General features: G+C 68.0%; 21 protein-coding genes. 11 read left to right on the top strand and 10 right to left on the bottom strand.

Going from position 1 to position 21,320, the window contains the following annotated elements:
* Positions 1–15 precede the first annotated feature (15 nt).
* Positions 16–1,320: a D-amino acid dehydrogenase gene (locus CBM2594_RS05235; RefSeq protein WP_116355917.1), complete on the bottom strand. Its 1,305-nt coding sequence runs from the start codon at positions 1,318–1,320 to the stop codon at positions 16–18.
* A gap of 108 nt (positions 1,321–1,428) precedes the next feature.
* Between CBM2594_RS05235 and CBM2594_RS05240 the strand changes: the two genes are divergently transcribed.
* Together CBM2594_RS05240 and CBM2594_RS05245 are read left to right on the top strand one after the other, a co-directional pair.
* Positions 1,429–1,932: an Lrp/AsnC ligand binding domain-containing protein gene (locus tag CBM2594_RS05240; protein WP_116355918.1), complete on the top strand. Its 504-nt coding sequence runs from the start codon at positions 1,429–1,431 to the stop codon at positions 1,930–1,932.
* A gap of 11 nt (positions 1,933–1,943) precedes the next feature.
* On the top strand, positions 1,944–3,164 hold the full coding sequence (locus tag CBM2594_RS05245; protein WP_373457581.1) for a PA0069 family radical SAM protein: 1,221 nt from the start codon (positions 1,944–1,946) through the stop codon (positions 3,162–3,164).
* Positions 3,165–3,480: 316 nt separating this feature from the next.
* On the opposite strand, the gene CBM2594_RS05250 is transcribed toward CBM2594_RS05245, so the two are convergent.
* The 4 genes from CBM2594_RS05250 to CBM2594_RS05265 form a co-directional block, all read right to left on the bottom strand.
* A complete protein-coding gene (locus CBM2594_RS05250) occupies positions 3,481–3,972 on the bottom strand; it encodes an NINE protein (RefSeq protein ID WP_116355920.1) in 492 nt (163 codons plus the stop codon).
* 147 nt (positions 3,973–4,119) lie between these two features.
* Entirely contained in the window at positions 4,120–4,278 is a 159-nt protein-coding gene (locus CBM2594_RS05255) for a hypothetical protein (RefSeq protein ID WP_165835196.1), read from the bottom strand.
* Positions 4,279–4,551: 273 nt separating this feature from the next.
* Positions 4,552–4,947 carry a hypothetical protein gene (locus CBM2594_RS05260; RefSeq protein WP_116355921.1) on the bottom strand — a complete coding sequence of 132 codons (396 nt, stop codon included), beginning with the start codon at positions 4,945–4,947 and terminating at the stop codon, positions 4,552–4,554.
* Positions 4,948–5,100: 153 nt separating this feature from the next.
* Positions 5,101–6,225 (bottom strand): PQQ-dependent sugar dehydrogenase, encoded by a 1,125-nt coding sequence (locus tag CBM2594_RS05265; RefSeq protein WP_116355922.1) that lies wholly within the window; start codon positions 6,223–6,225, stop codon positions 5,101–5,103.
* 152 nt (positions 6,226–6,377) lie between these two features.
* Between CBM2594_RS05265 and rpsP the strand changes: the two genes are divergently transcribed.
* From rpsP to CBM2594_RS05290, 5 genes are all read left to right on the top strand, one after another.
* Complete coding sequence (rpsP, locus tag CBM2594_RS05270; protein ID WP_116355923.1) at positions 6,378–6,629, top strand: 30S ribosomal protein S16; 252 nt, start codon at positions 6,378–6,380, stop codon at positions 6,627–6,629.
* Between the two features lie 118 nt (positions 6,630–6,747).
* Positions 6,748–7,371 carry a ribosome maturation factor RimM gene (rimM, locus tag CBM2594_RS05275; protein WP_116357697.1) on the top strand — a complete coding sequence of 208 codons (624 nt, stop codon included), beginning with the start codon at positions 6,748–6,750 and terminating at the stop codon, positions 7,369–7,371.
* A 53-nt stretch (positions 7,372–7,424) separates the two neighbouring features.
* Positions 7,425–8,207 (top strand): tRNA (guanosine(37)-N1)-methyltransferase TrmD, encoded by a 783-nt coding sequence (gene trmD / locus CBM2594_RS05280; protein ID WP_116355924.1) that lies wholly within the window; start codon positions 7,425–7,427, stop codon positions 8,205–8,207.
* A gap of 76 nt (positions 8,208–8,283) precedes the next feature.
* A complete protein-coding gene (gene rplS / locus CBM2594_RS05285; protein ID WP_012352117.1) occupies positions 8,284–8,676 on the top strand; it encodes a 50S ribosomal protein L19 in 393 nt (130 codons plus the stop codon).
* Between the two features lie 143 nt (positions 8,677–8,819).
* Positions 8,820–9,500, top strand: coding sequence for a CoA pyrophosphatase (locus CBM2594_RS05290; RefSeq protein ID WP_116355925.1), 681 nt, complete (start codon positions 8,820–8,822; stop codon positions 9,498–9,500).
* Between the two features lie 20 nt (positions 9,501–9,520).
* Here the strand turns inward: CBM2594_RS05290 and CBM2594_RS05295 are convergent, their stop codons facing one another.
* Complete coding sequence (locus tag CBM2594_RS05295; RefSeq protein WP_116355926.1) at positions 9,521–10,369, bottom strand: sulfurtransferase; 849 nt, start codon at positions 10,367–10,369, stop codon at positions 9,521–9,523.
* Positions 10,370–10,577: 208 nt separating this feature from the next.
* On the opposite strand from CBM2594_RS05295, the gene dnaE reads away from it, so the two are divergent.
* Entirely contained in the window at positions 10,578–14,090 is a 3,513-nt protein-coding gene (gene dnaE / locus CBM2594_RS05300) for a DNA polymerase III subunit alpha (protein WP_116355927.1), read from the top strand.
* Positions 14,091–14,120: 30 nt separating this feature from the next.
* Here the strand turns inward: dnaE and CBM2594_RS05305 are convergent, their stop codons facing one another.
* Together CBM2594_RS05305 and CBM2594_RS05310 are read right to left on the bottom strand one after the other, a co-directional pair.
* Complete coding sequence (locus CBM2594_RS05305) at positions 14,121–15,194, bottom strand: glycosyltransferase family 4 protein (protein ID WP_116355928.1); 1,074 nt, start codon at positions 15,192–15,194, stop codon at positions 14,121–14,123.
* Between the two features lie 33 nt (positions 15,195–15,227).
* Positions 15,228–16,025 (bottom strand): glycosyltransferase family 2 protein, encoded by a 798-nt coding sequence (locus CBM2594_RS05310; protein ID WP_116355929.1) that lies wholly within the window; start codon positions 16,023–16,025, stop codon positions 15,228–15,230.
* A gap of 299 nt (positions 16,026–16,324) precedes the next feature.
* Between CBM2594_RS05310 and CBM2594_RS05315 the strand changes: the two genes are divergently transcribed.
* Complete coding sequence (locus CBM2594_RS05315; RefSeq protein ID WP_116355930.1) at positions 16,325–17,098, top strand: glycosyltransferase family 25 protein; 774 nt, start codon at positions 16,325–16,327, stop codon at positions 17,096–17,098.
* Between the two features lie 99 nt (positions 17,099–17,197).
* A complete protein-coding gene (gene msbA / locus CBM2594_RS05320) occupies positions 17,198–18,922 on the top strand; it encodes a lipid A export permease/ATP-binding protein MsbA (RefSeq protein WP_174079947.1) in 1,725 nt (574 codons plus the stop codon).
* A 71-nt stretch (positions 18,923–18,993) separates the two neighbouring features.
* Here msbA and waaC read toward each other — a convergent pair whose 3' ends face one another.
* Positions 18,994–19,971 (bottom strand): lipopolysaccharide heptosyltransferase I, encoded by a 978-nt coding sequence (gene waaC / locus CBM2594_RS05325; protein WP_116355932.1) that lies wholly within the window; start codon positions 19,969–19,971, stop codon positions 18,994–18,996.
* Between the two features lie 180 nt (positions 19,972–20,151).
* Here waaC and CBM2594_RS05330 point away from each other — a divergent pair, with 180 nt between their 5' ends.
* On the top strand, positions 20,152–20,742 hold the full coding sequence (locus tag CBM2594_RS05330; RefSeq protein WP_116355933.1) for a peroxidase-related enzyme: 591 nt from the start codon (positions 20,152–20,154) through the stop codon (positions 20,740–20,742).
* A gap of 69 nt (positions 20,743–20,811) precedes the next feature.
* On the opposite strand, the gene CBM2594_RS05335 is transcribed toward CBM2594_RS05330, so the two are convergent.
* Positions 20,812–21,318, bottom strand: a complete 507-nt coding sequence (locus tag CBM2594_RS05335; RefSeq protein WP_116355934.1) for a hypothetical protein — start codon at positions 21,316–21,318, stop codon at positions 20,812–20,814.
* Positions 21,319–21,320 lie beyond the last annotated feature (2 nt).

The following is a 21,320-nucleotide window of genomic DNA, read 5'->3' on the forward strand; positions in this document are numbered from 1 at the left end:
CGGTGAGCGCCGGTATCAGGCAGCCGCCGGGCGCGGCGCCAGGTGATGGCGCGCCGGCTTGAAGTAGCGGCTGACCGAAAGATCGTCGGCGCGGATCGCCGGCGACTTGCCCGACACCAGGTCCGACAGCAGCTTGCCCGAGCCGCAGGCCATGGTCCAGCCGAGCGTGCCGTGGCCGGTGTTGAGCCACAGGCCGCGCACCTGGGTCGGGCCGACGATGGGCGTGCCGTCCGGGGTCATGGGGCGCAGGCCGGTCCAGAAGGTGGCCTGGCTGACATCGCCGGCGCCCGGGAACAGGTCGGTCACCACGTGTTCCAGCGTGCGGCGCTTGGCCGGATCCAGGCTGCGGTCATAGCCAACGATCTGCGCCATGCCGCCCACGCGGATGCGGTCGTCGAAGCGGGTCAGCGCCACCTTGTAGGTCTCGTCCAGCACGGTCGAGACCGGCCCGCGCGAGGCATCGGTCAGCGGCACGGTGATCGAGAAACCCTTGAGCGGATACACCGGCAGGTTGGACATGCCGCGCAGGAACGGCTTGACCAGCTGCGTCGACCAGCTGCCCAGCGCCACCACCACCAGGTCAGCCGCCATCGGCTCGCCGTCGACCACGGCGCCGGTGACGGCGTCGCCCTGGCTCATCAGTCGGTCGATCGAGCGGTTGTACAGGAAGCGCACGCCGAGCGTGGCAGCCATGCCGGCCAGGCGTTGCGTGAACAGCGCGCAGTCGCCGGTTTCGTCGTTGGGAAGGCGCAGGCCGCCGGCCAGCTTGTGGCGGACGGCGGCCAGCGCCGGTTCGCTCGCGGCGAGTTCTTCGCGCGAAAGCAACTGGTAGGGGACCCCGGCCTGTTCCAGCACCGCGATGTCCTTGGCCGCGCCGTGCAGCTGCTCGTCGGTGCGGAACACCTGCAGCGTGCCTTGCTGGCGGCCTTCATAGGCAATGCCGGTTTCCGCGCGCAGCGCGCGGATGCAGTCGCGGCTGTACTCGGCCAGCCGCACCATGCGCTCCTTGTTGACGGCGTAGCGCGCGGCGCTGCAGTTCTGCAGCATCTGCCACATCCATTGCAGCTGGAACAGCGTGCCATCCGGGCGGATGCTGAGCGGCGCGTGTTCCTGGAACATCCACTTGATCGCCTTCAGCGGCACGCCGGGCGCGGCCCACGGCGACGCGTAGCCGGGCGAGATCTGGCCCGCGTTGGCAAAGCTGGTGCCGAGCGCGGGGCCGGCCTCGCGGTCGACCACGGTCACTTCATGACCGGCCTTGGCCAGGTACCACGCACTGGTGACGCCAATCACGCCACTGCCAAGTACGAGAACGCGCATGTTCGGGGGCTCCAACTGCGATGACAAGGGTATAGAGGATTTGTCTCTATACTATTGAATGCAATCCAGTCATAGTTACCGAATTTCTCAGGAAAACAGGAAAAACTCATGAGAACGAGTCGCCAGCCGCAGCGCACCCTCGACCGGCTCGACCGCAAGATCCTGACCGCGCTGCAGAGCGACGGCAGGATGTCGATGAAAGACCTGGCCGAGGCGGTCGGGCTGACCATCACGCCGTGCATCGAGCGCGTCAAGCGCCTGGAGCGCGATGGTGTCATCATGGGCTACTACGCACGGCTCAACCCGGCACTGCTGGGCAGCGCGCTGCTGGTGTTCGTCGAGATCTCGCTGGGCAACAAGTCGGGCAATATGTTCGAGCAGTTCCGCCGCGAGGTGCTGCGTATTCCGGAAGTGCTGGAATGCCACCTGGTGTCGGGCGATTTCGACTACCTGATCAAGGCGCGCATCCGCGAGATCGGCGAGTACCGCCGGCTGCTGGGCGATATCCTGCTGCAGCTGCCGGGCGCGGCGCAGTCGAAGAGCTATGTGGTGATGGAAGAGATCAAGGAGACACTGGCCATCTCGGTCGAGGAGAAGAGCCAGCCAGCGTGACGAAGGCCAGCATGGAGCGCCCCCCGCCCAAACTCAAATCCCCCGGCGGCGCCACGCGGCGCGAGCCCGACCCGGACGCGCAGGCGCCGCAGGCCGGCGTGCGCCCGCCCGCGGCGCGCAAGGGCCGCGGCGCCGTCAGCAACCTGCAGGGGCGTTTCGAGCGCGACCAGCGCGAAGCGTTCGACGATGGCTGGGGCCCCGTGCCGGAAGACCCCGCCGCGGCACCCGAGGCCGTGCCGGGTGGTGGCGACGACGCGCCGTTGCCGCCGCTGCGCACCGAAGTCCATCTCGAGCGCGCGCGTTCCGTGCTGACGCGCAATGCCTCGCCCGACGTCCCGTTCGACGTTTCGCTCAATCCCTACCGCGGCTGCGAGCATGGCTGCATCTATTGCTTCGCGCGGCCGACGCATGCCTACCTGGACCTGTCGCCGGGGCTGGATTTCGAAACCCAGCTCTATGCCAAGACCAATGCCGCCGAGCGCCTGCGCGAAACGCTGGCGCGGCCGTCATACCGCTGCGAGACCATTGCGCTGGGCGTCAACACCGACGCATACCAGCCGATCGAGCGCGAACAGCGCATCACGCGCCAGTTGCTGGAAGTGCTGCACGAATGCGACCACCCGGTGGCGCTGATCACCAAGTCATCGCTGATCGAGCGCGATATCGACCTGCTCGCGCCGATGGCGGCCAGGCGGCTGGCGGTGGCGGCGCTGACCATCACCACGCTCGACGCCGGCATTGCGCGCACGCTCGAACCGCGCGCGGCGACGCCGGCGCGGCGGCTGCGCACCATCCGCACGCTGACCGACGCCGGCATCCCGGTCGGCGTCAGCATCGCCCCGGTGATTCCCTTCATCACCGAACCCGACCTGGAGCGCGTGCTGGAAGCGGCGCGCGAGGCGGGCGCCGTCTATGCGAACTATATTGTGCTGCGGCTGCCGTGGGAGGTCCGGCCGCTGTTCGAGGAATGGCTGCAGGCGCACTTCCCGGACCGCGCCGAACGCGTCATGAACCGCGTGCGGGACATGCGCGAAGGCAAAGCCTACGATGCCAGCTTTGCCACGCGCATGCGCGGGACCGGCGTGTGGGCGGACTTGCTGCGCCAGCGCTTCTACAAGGCCGCCGAACGGCTCGGCTTCCGCTACAACCGGTTTGAACTGGATACTTCCCGTTTCCGCCCGCCGGCGGCGGGCCCCAGCGGCAAGGACGATCCGCAGGGTTCACTGTTCTGAGCCTTCAGAGCGGCTGCGGTGGCCTGCTGGTCGCCGATCATGCTGCTGGCGAGATCCAGCGCGGCCTTGGCGCTCGATGGCGGCAGTCCCGAGGACAGCGCCAGCCTGACGGCGATTGCCGCCAGGCGTCCTTCCTCATAGCTTGGCATGTCGATTCTTGCTCCTTTGCGCTGCCGGGGCATGGCCTCGCCGCGCGTCGCGCCGCCAGGATCGGACGGCTCTACCAGTATGGGCGAATTGGCAGAAAGGGAAACCGGCGATTGCGGCCGCGTTGACCGCGCACAAGCGATGGACGAGGCGGGCAGTGCGCGGGCGCCTACTGCGACAGTTCGCGCGCGGCCTCGACCTGCGACTCGAAGAAGGTCTGGAAGCTGATCGCCAGCCCCGCCATCAGCAGGCCGGTGCCGATCAGCAGCGAAAGGATCACCAGGATCACCACGGGCCAGCCCGAGCGCGTGGGTTGGCCGTGCGGGTTGAAGCGCGCATCCCATTTGTCGTCCGGGCGCAGCCCGTAGACGATGGCTGCCAGGAAGGCGCTGACGACGGAAACGCCGCCGGCCACGGCAAAGGTCCAGTTGAGCGCCGGCGCGCCCGCGCCAGTCGCCATGGATGCCACGCCGATGGCGCCCGCCAGCAGCGCCAGCAGGTGCGCCCAGCCATACAGGTCGCGCAGCCCGCCCAGGTAGAAGCGGTGCGCGCCCAGGCTGCCGAACAGGAAGGCCAGCGCCACGGTCAGCAGCTTCGATTTGCCGCGCGCGGACGGCGCGGCGAGCGGAGAGGCGTGGCGGGCTGGCGTGGCTGCGGGCATGGTCGGAAAGAGAGTTTCAGGCCTGGGGTGCAGGCCGGCGTTGCGCCGGCACGGGAAGTGGCGGCACAAGGGTACCGGCCGGCCCACATTGTACGCCGGCAGTCAGCTCAGGGAAGGGAGGTGCGTCAAAAGGCGCAGGCAGCGGCGCTAATGCCAGCCGCCGGCGATCAGGCCGCGGATAAAGGCCGAGGCGTGCTCGCTGATATGGGTTTCGCTGTAGAGAACCAGGGTCAGGATGCCCATGAACAGGATCGACAGCGATAGCTGGCCCGCATGTTCGGCCAGGTCGCTAAGCAGGGGTGACATGACAAACCTCACAGAATTATTGTCATTCTGGAGGCTGCGCCCGGGCCGTCTTGGTCGGGTCCCGGCAGGAGGTGTCGGGCAGAGGCAGGTCAGTTCGATTGCCGTCCGCACATGACGGCACGCTGTGAGCCCCGGACAGCGCCGGGCGGCAGCCTGTGCGCGCGGCCCGGAAACGGGGCACACACTTAAGTAGAGACAGGCCGGGCGGGGGCGGAGTTCCGCAGCGAGGGGCGCGGCGCGGGTTCAGCTGCGAGGAAGGGGCGCCAGCTTCGGTCAGCGGCCATGGTCGCGCCCGCGCGCCTGCCAGCCGGGACCTACCTGGCCCTGGCGGGGCTCGTTGCGGGCGTCATTGGTCGGGATGCGTTCCTGGCCGCGGCCGCGGTTGTCGTCGCGGGCGCCGGCCAGCGCGGCGCGGCGGCCGCTGAGGCGGTCGTCGGCGCGGGCACGCGCCTCCATCCGGTCGATCTGGGCCTGTACGTGTTCACGGCTTTCGGCGCGCACGCTGGCCATCTGCCAGCCATCGCCGGACTGGATCCGGGCGGGCCGGCCATCGGAACGGACTTGTTGCCAGAACGCGCCCTGGGCATGGCTGGTGGCTACCGCGCCGACCAGGCCCGAGGCCACCAGGATGCCAGCCACCAGGTCGCGCAGGAGAGAGCGGGTGAGCATGCGGATTCCCAGGGTCCTGTCGCGCTGTGTTGCTGTTGGAAGATGGGTTCATGGTACGCATGGGGCATCGGGGCGCCTATGCCAATCCCGTTACCGGTGTAACGGATTGTTTCGCCTGCACAAAGCCCCGCCGGGCGGGGCTTGCAGCCGGATTCAGGGCTGGTAGCGGATGCGGTAAATCGCCCCCGCATGGTCGTCGCTGACCAGCAGCGAACCGTCCGGCGCGACCAGGACATCGGCGGGCCGGCCCCAGGGCCTGCCGCCGCGCAGCCAGCCTTGGGCGAACACCTCCTGGCGCACGGCCTTGCCGGCGCCGTCCAGCTCCACGCGGACCACGCGGTAGCCGGAAGGCTCGCTGCGGTCCCAGCTGCCATGTTCGGCAATGAAGACGTTGTTGCGGTATTCCGCCGGGAACTGCGTGCCGGTGTAGAAGCGCATGCCCAGCGCGGCGACATGCGCGCCCAGGCGGGCCACCGGCGGCACGAATTCCGAGCAGGGCCGCTTGCTGCCGTATTCCGGGTCGGCGACGTTGCCGGCGTGGCAGTACGGGTAGCCGAAGTGCTGGCCGGGCGCGGTGACGCGGTTGAGTTCGTCGTCGGGCACGTCGTCGCCCATGCGGTCGCGGCCATTGTCGGTGAACCACAGTTCGCGCGTGGCCGGGTGCCAGTCGAAGCCGACGGTGTTGCGCACGCCGCGCGCCACCACCTGCAGGCCGGTGCCGTCGGGCTTCATCCTGACGATGTTGGCATAGCGGGTTTCGTCGGGCTCGCACACGTTGCACGGGGCGCCGGTGGCGACGTACAGGTAGCCGTCAGGCCCGAAGCCGATGAATTTGCCGCCGTGGTGGCCGTCCGACGGGAAGCGGTCGCTCACCACCCTGGGTGTGGGAGGCTGGTCCAGGCGCGTCTCGATCTGGTCGAGCCGCACGATCTTCGAGACCGACGACGCATACAGGCTGCCGTCATGGAAGGCCACGCCGAGCGGATTGCGCAAGCCGGTGGCGACGGTGCGCACCCGCGGGCGCGCGCCGAGCGCATCGCTGACCGCATAGAGCTTGCCTTCGCTGCGCGATCCGACGAAGAGCGTGCCGGACGGCGACATCGCCATGGCGCGAGCGCCCGGCACGTCGTCGGTCAGCACCTCGATGCGGAAGCCTGGCGGCAGGCGCAGCTGGTCCAGCGGCAGGGCGGCCAGCGCGGGCCGCCCTGCTGCCAGTACCATGATGAGCAGCAGCGTACGCGGTACGATGCCAACCATGAAGTGCAGAGCCGGGCGCATGTCGGGCCTCCTGTCGCGGTTTTTGCCACGATGCCTGCGCCGTGTTCACGCGTCAACTGCCTAAGTGTTTGTTTGGCCTTGGGAATTGGGCTATACTCTTGCGTTTCGTGTTCGAACGCCCTTGAACACCCCGTTTTCTGAGGAATCATTCCATGGTCGTTATCCGTCTGGCTCGCGGCGGCAGCAAGAAGCGCCCGTTCTTCAACATCGTCGCCACCGACTCGCGCAACCGTCGCGATGGTCGTTTCATTGAGCGCGTTGGTTTCTACAACCCGCTGGCTTCGGAAGGTGAAGAAGGCCTGCGCCTGTCGCAAGACCGCCTGGCCTACTGGCAAGGCGTCGGCGCCCAGCTGTCGCCGACCGTTGCCCGCCTGGTCAAGCAAGGCGCCAAGGCTGCTGCCTGATTGCCGCTTGCAACGCGCCCTGCCTTGACCGGCGGGGCGCGTTTGCATTGAACCACGCGCACACGTGACTGAGCGAAAGCCGGGCGAACGGTCGCCGGATCTGGCGCCAAAGCTGCCGCTGAACCGCCCGCAGGGCGAGCCAGCCAAGTCGCTCAGGCTGCCTGCGGCGCTGCTGTATGCCGAGCCCCTGCCGGAGGATCTGGTTGAGGTGGGCTATGTCAGCGCTGCCTATGGCATCCGTGGCTGGGTCAAGGTCCAGCCCCATGCCGACGACGCGTCGGCGCTGCTGCATGCCCGCCGCTGGTGGCTGCTCAGTCCGCCCCAGGCGGGCCTGGTGGCGGCCGACGCGGCGCGGGCCCAGCCCGTCTGCGTGAAGATCGCGCAGTCGCGCGAGCACAGCGGCACCGTGGTGGCGCAGGCTGCCGGCGTGGCCGACCGCAATCTTGCGGAAGCGCTGCGTGGCCGCCGCGTGTGGATCCGGCGCGCGGATTTCCCGGCGCCGCAAGAAGATGAGTTCTACTGGGTCGACCTGATCGGCTGCAGCGTCAGCAACGAGCAAGGCGAGTTGCTGGGCGAAGTGTCCGGGCTGATCGACAACGGTGCCCACCAGATCCTGCAGGTTGCCTTCGTGCAGCCCGACGGCAAGGCCGGCGAACGGCTGATTCCATTTGTCGACGCGTTCCTGCGCACGGTGGATACCGCCGGCAAGCGCATCGTGGTGGACTGGGGACTCGATTACTGAGCTGTGCCTGCGCAGGTGCGGCGCTTGTGCGAATCAAGGAAGGGAGAGAGCGGATGCAGTTCGACGTGATCACGCTGTTTCCCGAGATGTTTCGCGCGCTGACCGACTGGGGCATCACCAGCCGGGCGGCCAAGCAGCAGCGGTATGCGTTGCGCAGCTGGAATCCGCGTGATTTCACCTCCGACAACTACCGTACCATCGATGATCGGCCCTACGGCGGCGGCCCCGGCATGGTGATGCTGGCCAAGCCGCTGGACGATGCGATCGATGCCGCGGTGGCGGCGCAGGCGCAAGCCGGCGTGGCCAGGCCGCATGTGGTGCTGATGTCGCCGCAGGGCAAGACCCTGACGCATGCCAGGGTCATGGAGCTGGCGCAGCGGCCGGGCCTGGTGCTGCTGTGCGGCAGGTACGAGGCGATCGACCAGCGGCTGATCGACCGCCGCGTGGACGAGGAAATCAGCCTCGGCGATTTCGTGCTGTCGGGCGGCGAACTGCCGGCGATGGCGCTGATCGACGCGGTGGTGCGCCACCTGCCTGGCGTGCTGGGCGATGCGCAGTCGGCGGTGCAGGACAGCTTTGTCAATGGCCTGCTCGATTGCCCGCACTACACCCGGCCGGAGGAATACGAAGGCGTGCGGGTCCCAGACATTTTGCTCGGGGGCCATCATGCCGAGATTGAAAAATGGCGGCGCCAGCAGGCGCTGGCCAATACCGCGAGCAAGCGTCCCGACCTGATCGAGGCGGCCCGCGAACAAGGTTTGCTGACCCGCGCCGACGAGAAATTCCTGTCGGAGTGGGCGGCGAAGGAAGGGCGGGGGGAAACTCCCGCCAGGTAAAACCCCATCCTCTGCCGGGGCCCCGGGTCATCCTGGGGCATACAACGCCGGGCACGATGGTTACGGAGAAGAAACGATGAACCTCATCGAACAGATCGAGAAGGAAGAGATCGCGCGCCTGACCGCGAACAAGACCATCCCCGCATTCGCGCCCGGCGACACCGTCGTCGTCAGCGTCAACGTGGTGGAAGGTAACCGCAAGCGCGTGCAGGCCTACGAAGGCGTCGTGATTGCCAAGCGCAACCGCGGCCTGAACTCGTCCTTCATCGTGCGCAAGATCTCGTCGGGTGAAGGCGTGGAGCGTACGTTCCAGCTGTACTCGCCGCTGATCGCCGGCATCGAAGTGAAGCGCCGCGGCGACGTGCGTCGTGCGAAGCTGTACTACCTGCGCCAGCGTTCGGGCAAGTCCGCACGTATCAAGGAAAAGCTGGTGTCGAAGGCTGCCGCCGCTGCCAAGGCCGCGGAGTAAGCCGGACATGCCGGCCGGGGCGACCCGGCCAGCGTTTCCTCAGGAAGGGCACCCCAGGGTGCCCTTTTTGCATGGCGGCGCGGGTCCATGGCCGCGCTTTGCTGCGGCGCCAGATGGCGCGCTTCTGTCATACTTGCGATGTTATGCGTCCCGCCTTCGATCCCGAATCCCTTCCCGTCATCGATACCGACCTGCGCAACGGTGCGCTGAGCGCGCCGCGGCTGCAGGTGGACTTTATCCGGCACCGCTTCCAGGCGCCGCCGGCCTGGGCGCCCGAGCTGACCGACGAGTCGCGCGTATACGATCGCAGCCGCGGGCTGCGCGACGCCGCGGTGCTGGTGCCGCTGGTCGAGCGCCGCGATGGCCTGACGGTGCTGCTGACGCAGCGCAATGCCAACCTCAGCGCGCATGCCGGGCAGATCAGCTTTCCCGGCGGGCGGCAGGAGTCCTGGGACCGCAACCGCATCGACACCGCGCTACGGGAAACCGAGGAAGAAGTCGGGCTGGCACGCGACTATGTCGAGGTGCTGGGCGCGCTGCCGGATTACATCACCGGCACCGGCTTCCACGTCAGCCCGGTGGTGGGCGTGGTGCGCGACGGCTTCACGCTGCGTCCGGACGCCTCGGAAGTGGCCGATGTCTTCGAAGTGCCGCTGGCCTTCCTGATGAACCCGTCGCACCATGAGCGGCGCCTGTTCCGCTGGGTCGACGGCGAACGCATGTTCTACGCCATGCCCTATCCGCGCGAGAACGGCGGCCAGCGCTTTATCTGGGGCGCCACCGCCGGCATGCTGCGCAACCTCTACCACCTGCTGGCGGCCTGAGCCGCGCGGGCAGGCGGCCGTCAGGCCGCCGCCTGGTCCTTGCCGCCGATGCAGTGCGGGCAGCTCTTGCCGACCACATAGTGCGGGCTTTGCTGCTGCTCGGGGGTGACCACGGCGCGGCAGGCAAAGCACTGCTTGGGGCCGGCCGGCGCCAGGCTGGGGTTCAGCGCGGTGCGGTAGTCGAAGACGAAGCAGTCGCCGCGATAGTGGCTGCCGCCGACCTCTTCGAAATACTTCAGGATGCCGCCTTCGAGCTGATACACGCGCTCGATGCCGACTTCCTGCATGTGGATCGCCGCCTTCTCGCAGCGGATGCCGCCGGTGCAGAACGAGACCACGGTCTTGCCTTCCAGCTCTGCCTTGTGCGCGGCGACCGCGTCGGGAAATTCGCTGAACTTGGCGATGTCGTACTCGACCGCGTTTTCGAAGGTGCCGACCGCCACCTCGAAATCATTGCGGGTATCGAGCATCACCACCGGACGGCCTTCGTCGTCGTGCCCCTGGTCCAGCCAGCGCTTCAGGTCCGCCGGCCGCACCGACGGCGCACGGCCCGCCTCGGGGCGGATCAGCGGCATCTTCATGGTGATGATCTCCTTCTTGGCGCGCACCAGCATGCGCTTGAAGGGCTGGTGTTCCGACAGGCTTTCCTTGGGCGCGATATCGGCAAAGCGCGCATCGGCGTGCAGCCAAGCCATGAAGCCGTCGATGGCTTCGCGCGGGCCGGCCAGGAACATATTGATGCCTTCCGGCGCGAGCAGGATCGTGCCCTTCAGGCCCGCCGCCTCGCAGCGCTCGCGCATGGCCGGGCGCAGGGTCTCGATGTCGTCTAGCGAGACAAACTTGTAAGCGGAAATATTGACGATCTGCATGGGAGACTGCGCCCGCGCGGCGGCGTCCAGAGGGGCGCCGATGGCTTGCGATAACTGCCTGATTGGAAAGGCGAAATTATAGCGTGCGCGCAGGCTTTTCGCGGCGCATTCCCCAGCACGCCGGTCAGCCTTGCGCCGCGGCGCGCCGGCCACCGCGGCACGTAACATTGGCGGCATGCGTGCGGGCCGAGCCGGTACAATGTCGCCCATGTCTGCACCCCGCTTCGTACACCTCCGCCTGCATTCCGAATACTCCATCGTCGACGGCATCGTCCGCCTCGATGATGCCGTCAAGGCCGCCGCCGCCGATGGCATGGGCGCGCTCGCCCTGACCGACCTTGCCAACGCCTTCGGGCTGATCCGCTACTACAAGGAAGCGCGCGGCAAGGGCGTGAAGCCGGTGGTCGGCGCCGATGTGTGGCTGACCAACGCGGAGGACCGCGACAAGCCCGCGCGCCTGCTGCTGCTGGTGCAGGACCGGCGCGGCTACCTGAACCTGTGCATGCTGCTGTCGCGCGCGTGGCTGGGCAACCAGCATCGCGGCCGCGCCGAGATCGACCCGGCCTGGTTCCAGGAACCCGGCGAAGACGACCTGCCGCTCGCCACCGGCCTGATCGCACTGTCGGGCGCGATGGGCGGCGATATCGGCATGGCGCTGGCCAACGGCAACGCCGAAGGCGCGCGCCGCGCCGCGCAGCACTGGGCCGCGGTGTTCCCGCAACGCTTCTACATCGAGCTGCAGCGCGCCGGCCATGCCGGCACCGACGCCTACGTGCAGCAGGCGGTGCAGCTGGCGGCGGCGCTGCAGTTGCCGGTGGTGGCGACGCATCCGGTGCAGTTCATGACGCCCGACGACTACACCGCGCACGAAGCCCGCGTCTGCATCGCCGAGGGCGAGCTGCTGGCCAACCCGCGCCGCACGCGGCGCTTCACCACCGACCAGTACTTCAAGACCCAGGACGAGATGTGCGCGCTGTTCGCCGACATCCCCTCGGCGCTGGAGAACGCGGTCGAGATCGCGCGCCGCTGCAACCTGACGCTGGAGCTGGGCAAGCCGCGCCTGCCGCTGTTCCCGACGCCCGACGGCATGTCGCTTGACGACTACCTCGTGTTCATGGCCAAGGAAGGCCTGGAGAAGCGCCTGGCGGTGCTGTTCCCCGACGAGGCGGTGCGCGAGGCGAAGCGCCCGGAATACTACGCGCGGCTGGAGTTCGAGACCGGCACCATCATCAAGATGGGCTTCCCCGGCTACTTCCTGATCGTGGCCGACTTTATCAACTGGGCCAAGAACAACGGCGTGCCGGTGGGCCCGGGCCGTGGCTCGGGCGCCGGTTCGCTGGTCGCGTATGCGCTCGGCATTACCGACCTGGACCCGCTCAAGTACGCACTGCTGTTCGAGCGTTTCCTGAACCCGGAACGGGTCTCGATGCCCGACTTCGATATCGACTTCTGCCAGCACGGCCGCGATCGCGTGATCACCTACGTGAAGGAGAAGTACGGCAAGGACGCGGTGTCGCAGATCGCCACCTTCGGCACCATGGCGGCCAAGGCCGCGGTGCGAGACGTGGGCCGCGTGCTCGACCTGGGCTACGGTTTTGTCGATGGCATCGCCAAGCTGATCCCGTTCAAGCCGGGCAAGCTGGTCACCATCGAAGAGGCCAAGAAGGAAGAGCCGCTGCTGACCGAGCGCGAGCGCAACGAGGAAGAAGTGCGCCAGCTGCTGGAGCTGGCGCAGCGCGTCGAAGGCATGACCCGTAACGTCGGCATGCATGCCGGCGGCGTGCTGATCGCGCCCGGCCGGCTGACCGACTTCTGCCCGCTGTACACGCAGGGCGCTCAGAACGACGGCATGAGCGGTGTGGTCAGCCAGTATGACAAGGACGATGTCGAGGCCGCCGGCCTGGTCAAGTTCGACTTTCTGGGCCTGACCACGCTGACCATCCTGGACTGGGCCGAGCGCTATATCCGCCGCCTCGACCCCAGCAAGGCCGACTGGAACTGCAGCCAGATCCCGCTCGACGACGCCCCCGCCTTCGACATCCTCAAGACCGCCAACACGGTCGCCGTGTTCCAGCTGGAAAGCCGCGGCATGCAGGGCATGCTGAAGGACGCCAAGCCTGACCGCTTCGAGGACATCATCGCGCTGGTGGCGCTGTACCGCCCGGGCCCGATGGACCTGATCCCCAGCTTCTGCGCGCGCAAGCACGGCCGCGAGAAGGTGGAGTATCCCGATCCACGCGTCGAACCCGTCCTGAAAGAGACCTACGGCATCATGGTCTACCAGGAGCAGGTGATGCAGATGGCGCAGATCATCGGCGGCTACTCGTTGGGCGGCGCCGACCTGCTGCGCCGCGCCATGGGCAAGAAGAAGCCCGAGGAGATGGCGCAGCATCGCGTGATGTTCCGCGAAGGTGCCGACAAGAACGGTCTCTCGGCGCAGCAGGCCGACGATATCTTCGACCTGATGGAGAAGTTCGCGGGCTACGGCTTCAACAAGTCGCACGCGGCCGCGTATGCGCTGCTGGCGTACTACACCGCCTGGCTCAAGGCCCACCATCCGGCCGAATTCATGGCAGCCAACATGTCGCTCGCCATGGACGACACCGACAAGGTCAAGATTCTCTACGAGGACTGCAAGCTCAACAAGATCGCGGTGCTGCCGCCGGACGTCAACGCCAGCGAATACCGCTTCGCGCCGACCGATCCCAGGACCATCCGCTATGGCCTGGGCGGCATCAAGGGCAGCGGCCAGGGCGCCATCGAAGACATCCTGCGCGCGCGCGAGGAGCGGCCCTTCACCGACCTGTTCGACTTCTGCGAACGCGTCGACCGCCGCCAGGTCAACCGCCGCACCATCGAGGCGCTGATCCGCGCCGGCGCCTTCGACAGCCTGAACGACAACCGCGCCCAGCTGCTGGCCTCCGTGCCGATCGCGATGGAAGCCGCCGAGCAGAAGGCCGAGTCCGCCAACCAGGTATCGCTGTTCGACCTGATGGGCGACGCCGGCGACGCGCACCGCCCGGAACTGCTCGACGAGCCGCGCTGGAGCCCCAAGCGCACGCTGCAGGAAGAAAAGCAGGCGCTCGGCTATTACTTCTCGGGCCACCTGTTCGACGCCTACCGCGACGAGGTGCGGCGCTTCAACAAGGGCACGCTGGCCGGGCTGGAAAAGGAAGTGCAGGGCAACGGCGGCGGCTTCGGCCGCGACGTGCGCGGCAAGACCATCGCCGGCGTGATCAGCGGCATGCGCACGCAGATGACCCAGCGCGGCAAGATGCTGATCGTCACGCTCGACGACGGCACCGGGCTGGTCGAGATGACGGTGTTCAACGAGGTCTTCGACGCCAACCGGCAGATGTTCCGCGAGGACGAGCTGCTGATCGCCACCGGCAATGCGCGCCACGATACCTTCACCGGCGGGGTCCGCTTTACCGCCGAATCGGTGATGGACCTGGTCGCCGCGCGGGTGCGCTTTGCCAGCGCGGTGCGGCTGTCGATGAACGGCAATTCCTCGACCGGCATGCTGCGCGAGCTGCTGATGCCCCACCTGGCGCGGGCCAGCGGGGTGCAGGGCTTGCCGGTGCGGATCCGCTACGAAGCGAAGTCGGCCAGCTGCGAAACGCTGCTCGGCCCCGACTGGCAGGTGGTGCCGTCGGATGAGGCGCTGGGCGCGCTGCGCCAGGTGCTGTCGGCGGACGCCGTCAGCACGGTCTACGACTAAGCATCGGCTGAGTGAGCGCCGCGCGCGCCGTCAGGCCGCGCGCCGGGCTTCGCGTGCGCTGACCGCGAGCCGCAGCAGGGTGTCGACATGGGTGTCGACGCCGGGATCGTAGTCCAGCAGCTGCAGCGGGTTCGCCAGCCGTGCCTGGCCGCTGCGCACGGACTCGACCGCGGCGCGGATGGCTTGGTCCAGGGTCTCGGCGCGCTCGCGCGAGAACGCATGCACCGCCTGCGGCCGGATCACTTCGAGGCAGGCGATATTGTCGGCAAACACCAGCGGCGTGCCGCACAGCACCGATTCCACCCCCACCAGCCCGAACGGCTCATAGCCCGACGCCAGGATGGTGAAGTCGGCGGCGCGGTAGAGCGCATCGATGCGGCTGCTGTAGCCCAGCTCGCGCACGCGCGCGATGGTGCGCCCGACCGGGCGGCCGGCCACGGCCAGCGTGATCGGCAGGTCAGAGCGCGAGAAGTAATCGGCGAGCAGGTCGAAGCCCTTGCGCGCATGGCCCGACGACGGAAACAGGAACACGATCTCGTCGTCGCCGAAGCCGAATTCGCGCCGCAGCGCGGTGCGCGCGGCGGCATCGACCGGCGTGAAGCGCTGCGTGTCGACCGGCGGGTAGACCAGCTCGACGCGCTCGGGCGCGATGCCGTAGAGCTCGGTCACCTCGCGCCGCATCAGCGCCGAATGCGCCACCACGCGATGCGCGCCGGCATATTGCGCGCTTTCGAGGTCGATCTGCCACTGGTCCGAGCGCCGCGCCGGCGTGCCGCGCGCGGCGAGGTAGCCGCGATGCGTGCCGCCGCAGATGGCAATATCCGAACCGCGCACGCGGTTGCAGCCGATCAGCACTTCGCCGGCATCGCGCAGCCCCTGCAGCCGCCACGAGAAATAGCGGTCGCGCAGCTTGCCCGGCAGCCACGACACCACGATCCGGTGCGCGGCAACGCCGGCGGACTCTGCCACGCCGGCATCGAAACGGCGCGCGTAGACCGAGACTTCGGTATCGGCGCGCTTCGCCATGGCGCGGCTGATGTCGAGCGCGTAGCGCTCCAGGCCGCCGCCGGCGCCGAAGCGATTGCAGGAGATGCCAACTTTCATCGATCGAGAAGGTAGGGGATGGAGCGGCGCGGCTCAGCGGGCGCGCTGGTTGTGCGCCGGCTGGTGCGCCGCATGGTTGGCAGCGGCGGCCGCGGCGTGCAGCTGCGCCAGCTTGGCGTACTTGTAGTAGCTGGCCTGCGCATTCATCAGCGCGACGCCGAAGCCGGCGCTGCCATCGAGGAAGCCGCGCTTGAGCAGATAGGTGCGCACGAACGCCCACAGGCCGTGGCCGGCGGCAGACGCCACCGAGCTGCGCTTGCCGCGGGCATAGGCCTGCTGCGCGCCGGCGCTGGAATAGCTGTCGATCTTGCGCAGCACGTCCGACAGCGTGCGGTAGCTGTAGTGGACCAGCGGCTCGCGCAGCCGCGTGACCGGGTCGTCCACCTTCAGGTGCTCGTGCACCAGATCGTCGGTGAAGCGGCCGCGGCCGTTGCGGAAGACCCGGGTGACGTAGTCCGGATACCAGCCGGCATGGCGCACGAAGGTGCCGCAGAAGGCCGACAGGCGCGGCAGTGCCAGCGCCTGGGCCGGGTTGCGCTGCAAGTGGTGCAGGATTTCGTCGCGCAGCGCGGGGGTGACGCGTTCATCGGCATCCAGGCTGAGGATCCAGTCGCCGCTGGCGGCCTGGACCGCGCGGTTTTTCTGCGGGCCGAAGCCGGGCCAGTCTTCGGCCTGGATCACGGTGGCGCCGGCGGCACGCGCGATCGCCACCGTGTCGTCCGTGCTGGCCCAATCCACTATAATCGCCTCTTCGCACCAGGACACGCTTTCAAGGCATGGCCCGATATTGTGAGCTTCATTCCTGGTAATGATGACGGCGGAGACTTTCATGGAACGTAGGGGCGCGCCCCGTCCGGGCCAGGCCGGCAGGCCGCCGGCGTCGCCGCCAGCCGGGCGCTGATGGAAGAGCGCGTATTCTACCGCACCGGCGCAGTGGCCCCGCGGCCGCCTGCCGCCTCGTTGCCGGTGCGCGCCGGCCCCGCCGAAGGCGAAATCTCAGTTGCCAAATTGATGACACGAGCACCTTGGTCCCGATTCACAGGGATGGAAACCGTTGTATCCCTGGTGGCGTGTGCCGCATCGATCTCGCTTTCAGGCCGGATCGGCGGCCGCGCGTCGGCGGTGCAAGCATGATCGGCGCCTATGTGATCAACCTCGAAGCCGCCGAGGCCCGCCGCCAGCGCATTGCCGGCCAGCTGACGCGCCTCGGGGTGCCGTTCCAGGTATTTCCCGCGGTGAACGGACGCGCCCTGTCCGAGGACGAGGTCGCGCGCCGTTACGATGCGCAGGCCGCCAGCACCAGCTATCGCCCGATGAGCCGCGGCGAGATCGGATGCGCGCTGAGCCACCTGGGGGTCTACCGCAAGATGCTCGACGACGGTGCCAGCCTGGCGCTGGTGCTGGAAGACGACGCGCTGCTGGGCGATGACGTGCCGGCGGTGCTCGAGGCCCTGGCGGCGGAGATGGACCCCGACAAGCCAGACGTGGTGCTGCTGTCGCATGTCGACAAATTCACCCGCTGGGGCATCAAGGCGCTCGGCCCGCGGCGCAAGCTGGTGCGGCGCTATGGCGAATGGTGGCGCGCGCATGGTTATGTCGTCACCCGCGCCGCCGCCGAGCGGCTGGTAGCGGGGCTGCAGCCGACCTGGTGCGCTGCCGACTACTGGTCGGCGTTCGAGCGGCGCGGGCTGGTGTCGGTCCGTGCCGTGGTCCCTTATTGCATCGGCCTGACCGAACTGGCCGAGGCGTCGTCGCTGGAAACGCATCGCGCCGACCTCGACGCCACCGACAAGGCGCGCCGCAGCGTCGGCTATTATCTGCGCCGCTATGTCTACCAGCGCTTCCTGTTCCAGGTGTTCGTCAGGCCCTTCCTGCGCGTCGCGCGCCAGAAGCGGCCGGGCTAGCGCCGCGCGCCGGTGCCGCAACGCCGCCATCACCCAGAAGAAAACTCAGTGACCACATCCAAACCGCCCATTTCGCCAGGTGCCGCCGTGCCGTCCAGCATGGCCAGCCGGCTCTGGTCTTACCTGCGCCCCGAGCTGCGCATCTTTATCGGGGCCATCCTCGCCATGGCGGTGGTGGCCGCCAGCGAGGGCGTGATCCCCAAGGTCGTCAACGACCTGCTCGACAAGGGCTTCGGCGGCGACTACGCCGGCACGCTGTGGCATGTGCCGGCGATCCTGACCGGCGTGGCGCTGATCCGCGGCGTGGCGCAGTTTGCGTCGGGCTACCTGCTCAACCTGATCTCGAACCGCGTGCTGCTGAAGATGCGGCTGCAGATGTTCGAGCGCCTGCTGCAGGCGCCGGCGTCGTTCTACCACCGCAATACCGCGGCGTCGCTGATCAACGCGGTGATCTTCGAGGTCAACCAGGTGCTGCAGATCCTGACCAGCGTGTTCATCACGCTGGTGCGCGATTCGCTGACCGTGGTTGCGCTGCTGATCTACCTGTTCTACACCAACTGGCGCCTGACGCTGATCGTCGCGGTGATCCTGCCGGTGATCGGCTACCTGATGTCGAAGATCAACCGCCGGCTGCGCAAGCTCAACCGCGATCACCAGACCTACACCAACAATGCCGCCTATGTCGTCGAAGAGGCCGTGGGCGGCTACAAGGTGGTCAAGCTGCATGGCGGCGAGGCCTACGAAATGCGGCGCTTCCGCACCGTGGCCGAGCGGCTCAAGAACTACTCGATGCGCATGGCGGTGGCGGGCGGGCTGAACCAGCCGGTGACGGCGTTCCTGGCCGCGCTGGCGCTGTCGGTGATCATCACCATTGCCATGGTGCAGGCGCAGGCCAACCAGACCACGGTGGGCGGCTTTACCGGCTTCGTGATGGCGATGCTGCTGCTGATCTCGCCCCTCAAGCACCTGACCGATATCAACCAGCCGCTGACGCGCGGCCTCACCGCCGCCGAGATGATCTTCCGGCTGATCGACGAACCGGTCGAGCCGCAGGATGGCGGCAAGCCGCTCGCGCGTGCGCGCGGCGAACTGGCCTTCGAGCAGGTCGGCTTCCGCTATGGCGAGGCGCCGCGCGCCGCGCTCGAAGGCATCGACCTGCGCGTCAGCCCGGGCGAGGTGGTGGCGCTGGTGGGCCCGTCGGGCAGCGGCAAGACCACGCTGGTCAACCTGGTGCCGCGCTTCTTCGATCCCACCGCGGGGCGCATCCTGCTGGACGGCGTGCCGCTGACCGAGCTGTCGCTCAAGGACCTGCGCAACCAGATCGCCTTCGTCAGCCAGGACGTGGTGCTGTTCAACGACACCGTCGCGGCCAATGTGGCCTATGGCGCGCAGCCTGGCAGCGAGATCGACATGGCCCGCGTCGAGCGCGCGCTGGCGGCCGCTTACCTGACCGAAACCGTCAAGGGGCTGCCCGAGGGCGTGCAGACCAATATCGGCGACAACGGCATGAAGCTGTCCGGCGGCCAGCGCCAGCGCCTGGCGATCGCGCGCGCGCTGTACAAGGATGCGCCGATCCTGATCCTGGACGAAGCCACCTCGGCGCTGGACTCGGAATCGGAGCGCCAGGTGCAGGCGGCGCTGGAGGAACTGATGAAGGGCCGCACCACGCTGGTGATCGCGCACCGGCTGTCGACCATCGAGAATGCCGACCGCATCGCCGTGCTCGACCATGGCCGCGTTGCCGAGACCGGCACCCATGCGCAGCTGCTTGCGGCCAACGGCCTGTACGCCGGGCTGCACCGGATCCAGTTCGCCAGCCAGTAGGCGGCGGGGAGCGTCAGGCAACAAAAGGCCGGCGCATGTGCGCCGGCCTTTTTGTTGCCGTGAAGGCGTGATCAGTTCGTCGAAGTGACCGCGGGCAGCACTTCGTCGATCGCGGCCAGCACCTCGGCCCGCTGCGGCACCACGCCGCCGCCGCCAAGCGACACCGCGCGTCCAGGCGCATCGACGCCGTAAAGGTGGCGCGAGGTGGTCGTGAACAGGATCACCGTGGGCCGGCGCAGCGCGTCGGCAATGTGCACGAAGCCGGTGTCCATGCCGACCACCAGCGCGGCCTTGCCCACCATCTGCGCCACGCCGGTGATGCTCAGGCGCGGCATGACTTCGGCGCCGGGCACGCTGGCGGCGATGGTCTCGGCTTCCTGGCGCTCGGCGTCATTGCCCCAGGGCACCAGCACGCGCAGCCCGCGCGCCGAGATAGCGCTGCCCACGCTGATCCAGTCGGCCACCGGCCACTTCTTTTCCTCGCTGGAGGTGGCGTGGAACAGCATCGCGTACGGACCCTTGCCGGCGGCGGCGGGCGTGTCCGCCGGCATTCTGAGGCCGTAGTCCATCTCCTTGGTCATTTCGTAGCCGAGCGCGCGGCTGACCGCGCGGCGCATGCGGTTGCGCGCGCAATCCTCTTCGACGAAAGGCTGGAACACATGGTTGTAGGCGAAGCGCGCGCCGCTCTCGCCCAGTTCCTGCACCGGGTAGCCATAGCGATGGCGCGTACGGGCGAGGAAGGTCACGATGGCGCTCTTGTAGACGCCGTGGACGTCCAGCACCGCATCGTACTTCTCGCGGCGCAGCGCGCGCAGGGCACCGAAGATCTCGCGCAGTCCGGCCCAGCTGCGCTTTTTCTTGAAGCCGCGCAGCGGTGCGTCGATCACGCGGTCGATATTCGGGTTCCAGCGCGGCACGTCGGCGCAGTAGGAGTCGGCGATCCAGTCGATCTTGACGCCGGGAAAGGCGCGCTGCAGGTCAGCCACCAGCGGCTGGGTGAACACCATGTCGCCGAGCGAGGTCAGCTTGACGATGAGAATACGTTTCATCGGGAACAATAGCGCGGTCAGGGGCCCGCCTGGTTCGGAAGGTGCGTAGTATGCCTGATCCGGCTGGGCTATGTCCGATGCGATGCATGCACGACATGCGCTGCGCCGGCATGCGCGCGATCCGTTAGTATTGGCCTCAGAAGCGTCACGATGATGACGCCAATCCAACCGGAGACCACCATGTCAGACACGGCATTCCCGATCAGCCGCTACCCCATCCCCGCGCTGGCCGACCTCCCCGACGATATCCGCGCGCGCATCCTGGAAGTCCAGGAGAAGGCCGGCTTCGTTCCCAACGTGTTCCTGGCGCTGGCGCACCGCCCGGACGAGTTCCGCGCCTTCTTCGCCTATCACGATGCGCTGATGCTCAAGGACGGCGGCCTGACCAAGGGCGAGCGCGAGATGATCGTGGTGGCCACGTCGGGCGCCAACCAGTGCCTGTATTGCGTGGTGGCGCATGGCGCGATCCTGCGCATCTATGAGAAGAAGCCGCTGGTCGCGGACCAGGTCGCGGTGAATTACCTGAAGGCGGACATCCCGCCGCGCCAGCGCGCCATGCTCGACTTCGCCATGAAGGTCTGCACGGCGTCGCATGAAGTGGCCGAGGCCGACTTCGAGGCGCTGCGCGCGCACGGCTTTACCGACGAGGATGCCTGGGACATTGCCGCGATCACCGCGTTCTTCGGCCTGTCCAACCGCATGGCCAATACCATCGGCATGCGCCCGAACGACGAGTTCTACCTGATGGGCCGGGTACCGAAGGAGAAGTAGCGGTGCCGCGGTGCCGCGGTGCCGCGGCGCCGGGGCGGGTCAATGCACCTCAACGCACCTCAACGCACCTCAGCGCACCTCGGCGCAGGCACCGCTCTTGGGATCGAACAGCACCGGCCACGCCTGCTCGTAGATGCCGGGCGTGCAGTACTTCTCGCAGCGGTTATGCGCCAGCGTGACGCGGCGCGGGTCCTGCCACACCAGCAGCTTGCACTGGCTGCCGTCGATTGCCTGCAGCTCGATGTGCGGGGTCGCGCGAACCTGGCGGAACTGCACCAGGTTGAATTCGCAACTGCCGCGCCGCGATACCCACAGCTTCCATTTCAGCGCGCGCACCTCGTTGGCGGTAACGTCCATCAGCGCGTCTTCACGGAAGCCGTCTTCCTCGGTGCGCTTGCAGGCTGCGGCAATGTTGATGGCCTTGGGCGCGATCGGCGTGGCGCGCTCCTTCGGCGCCTCGGGGACTTGCACCTTGGCTTCGGGCGGCGGCGGCGCGCGCCTGGCGACCGGCAATGGCGCGCACGCCACCGACAACAGGAGGGCCAGCACACAGGCCCCATGGTTCGTGGCGTTCATGC

Origin of the sequence: Cupriavidus taiwanensis (assembly GCF_900249755.1) — a bacterium.
GTDB classification, from domain to species: Bacteria; Pseudomonadota; Gammaproteobacteria; order Burkholderiales; family Burkholderiaceae; genus Cupriavidus; species Cupriavidus taiwanensis_D.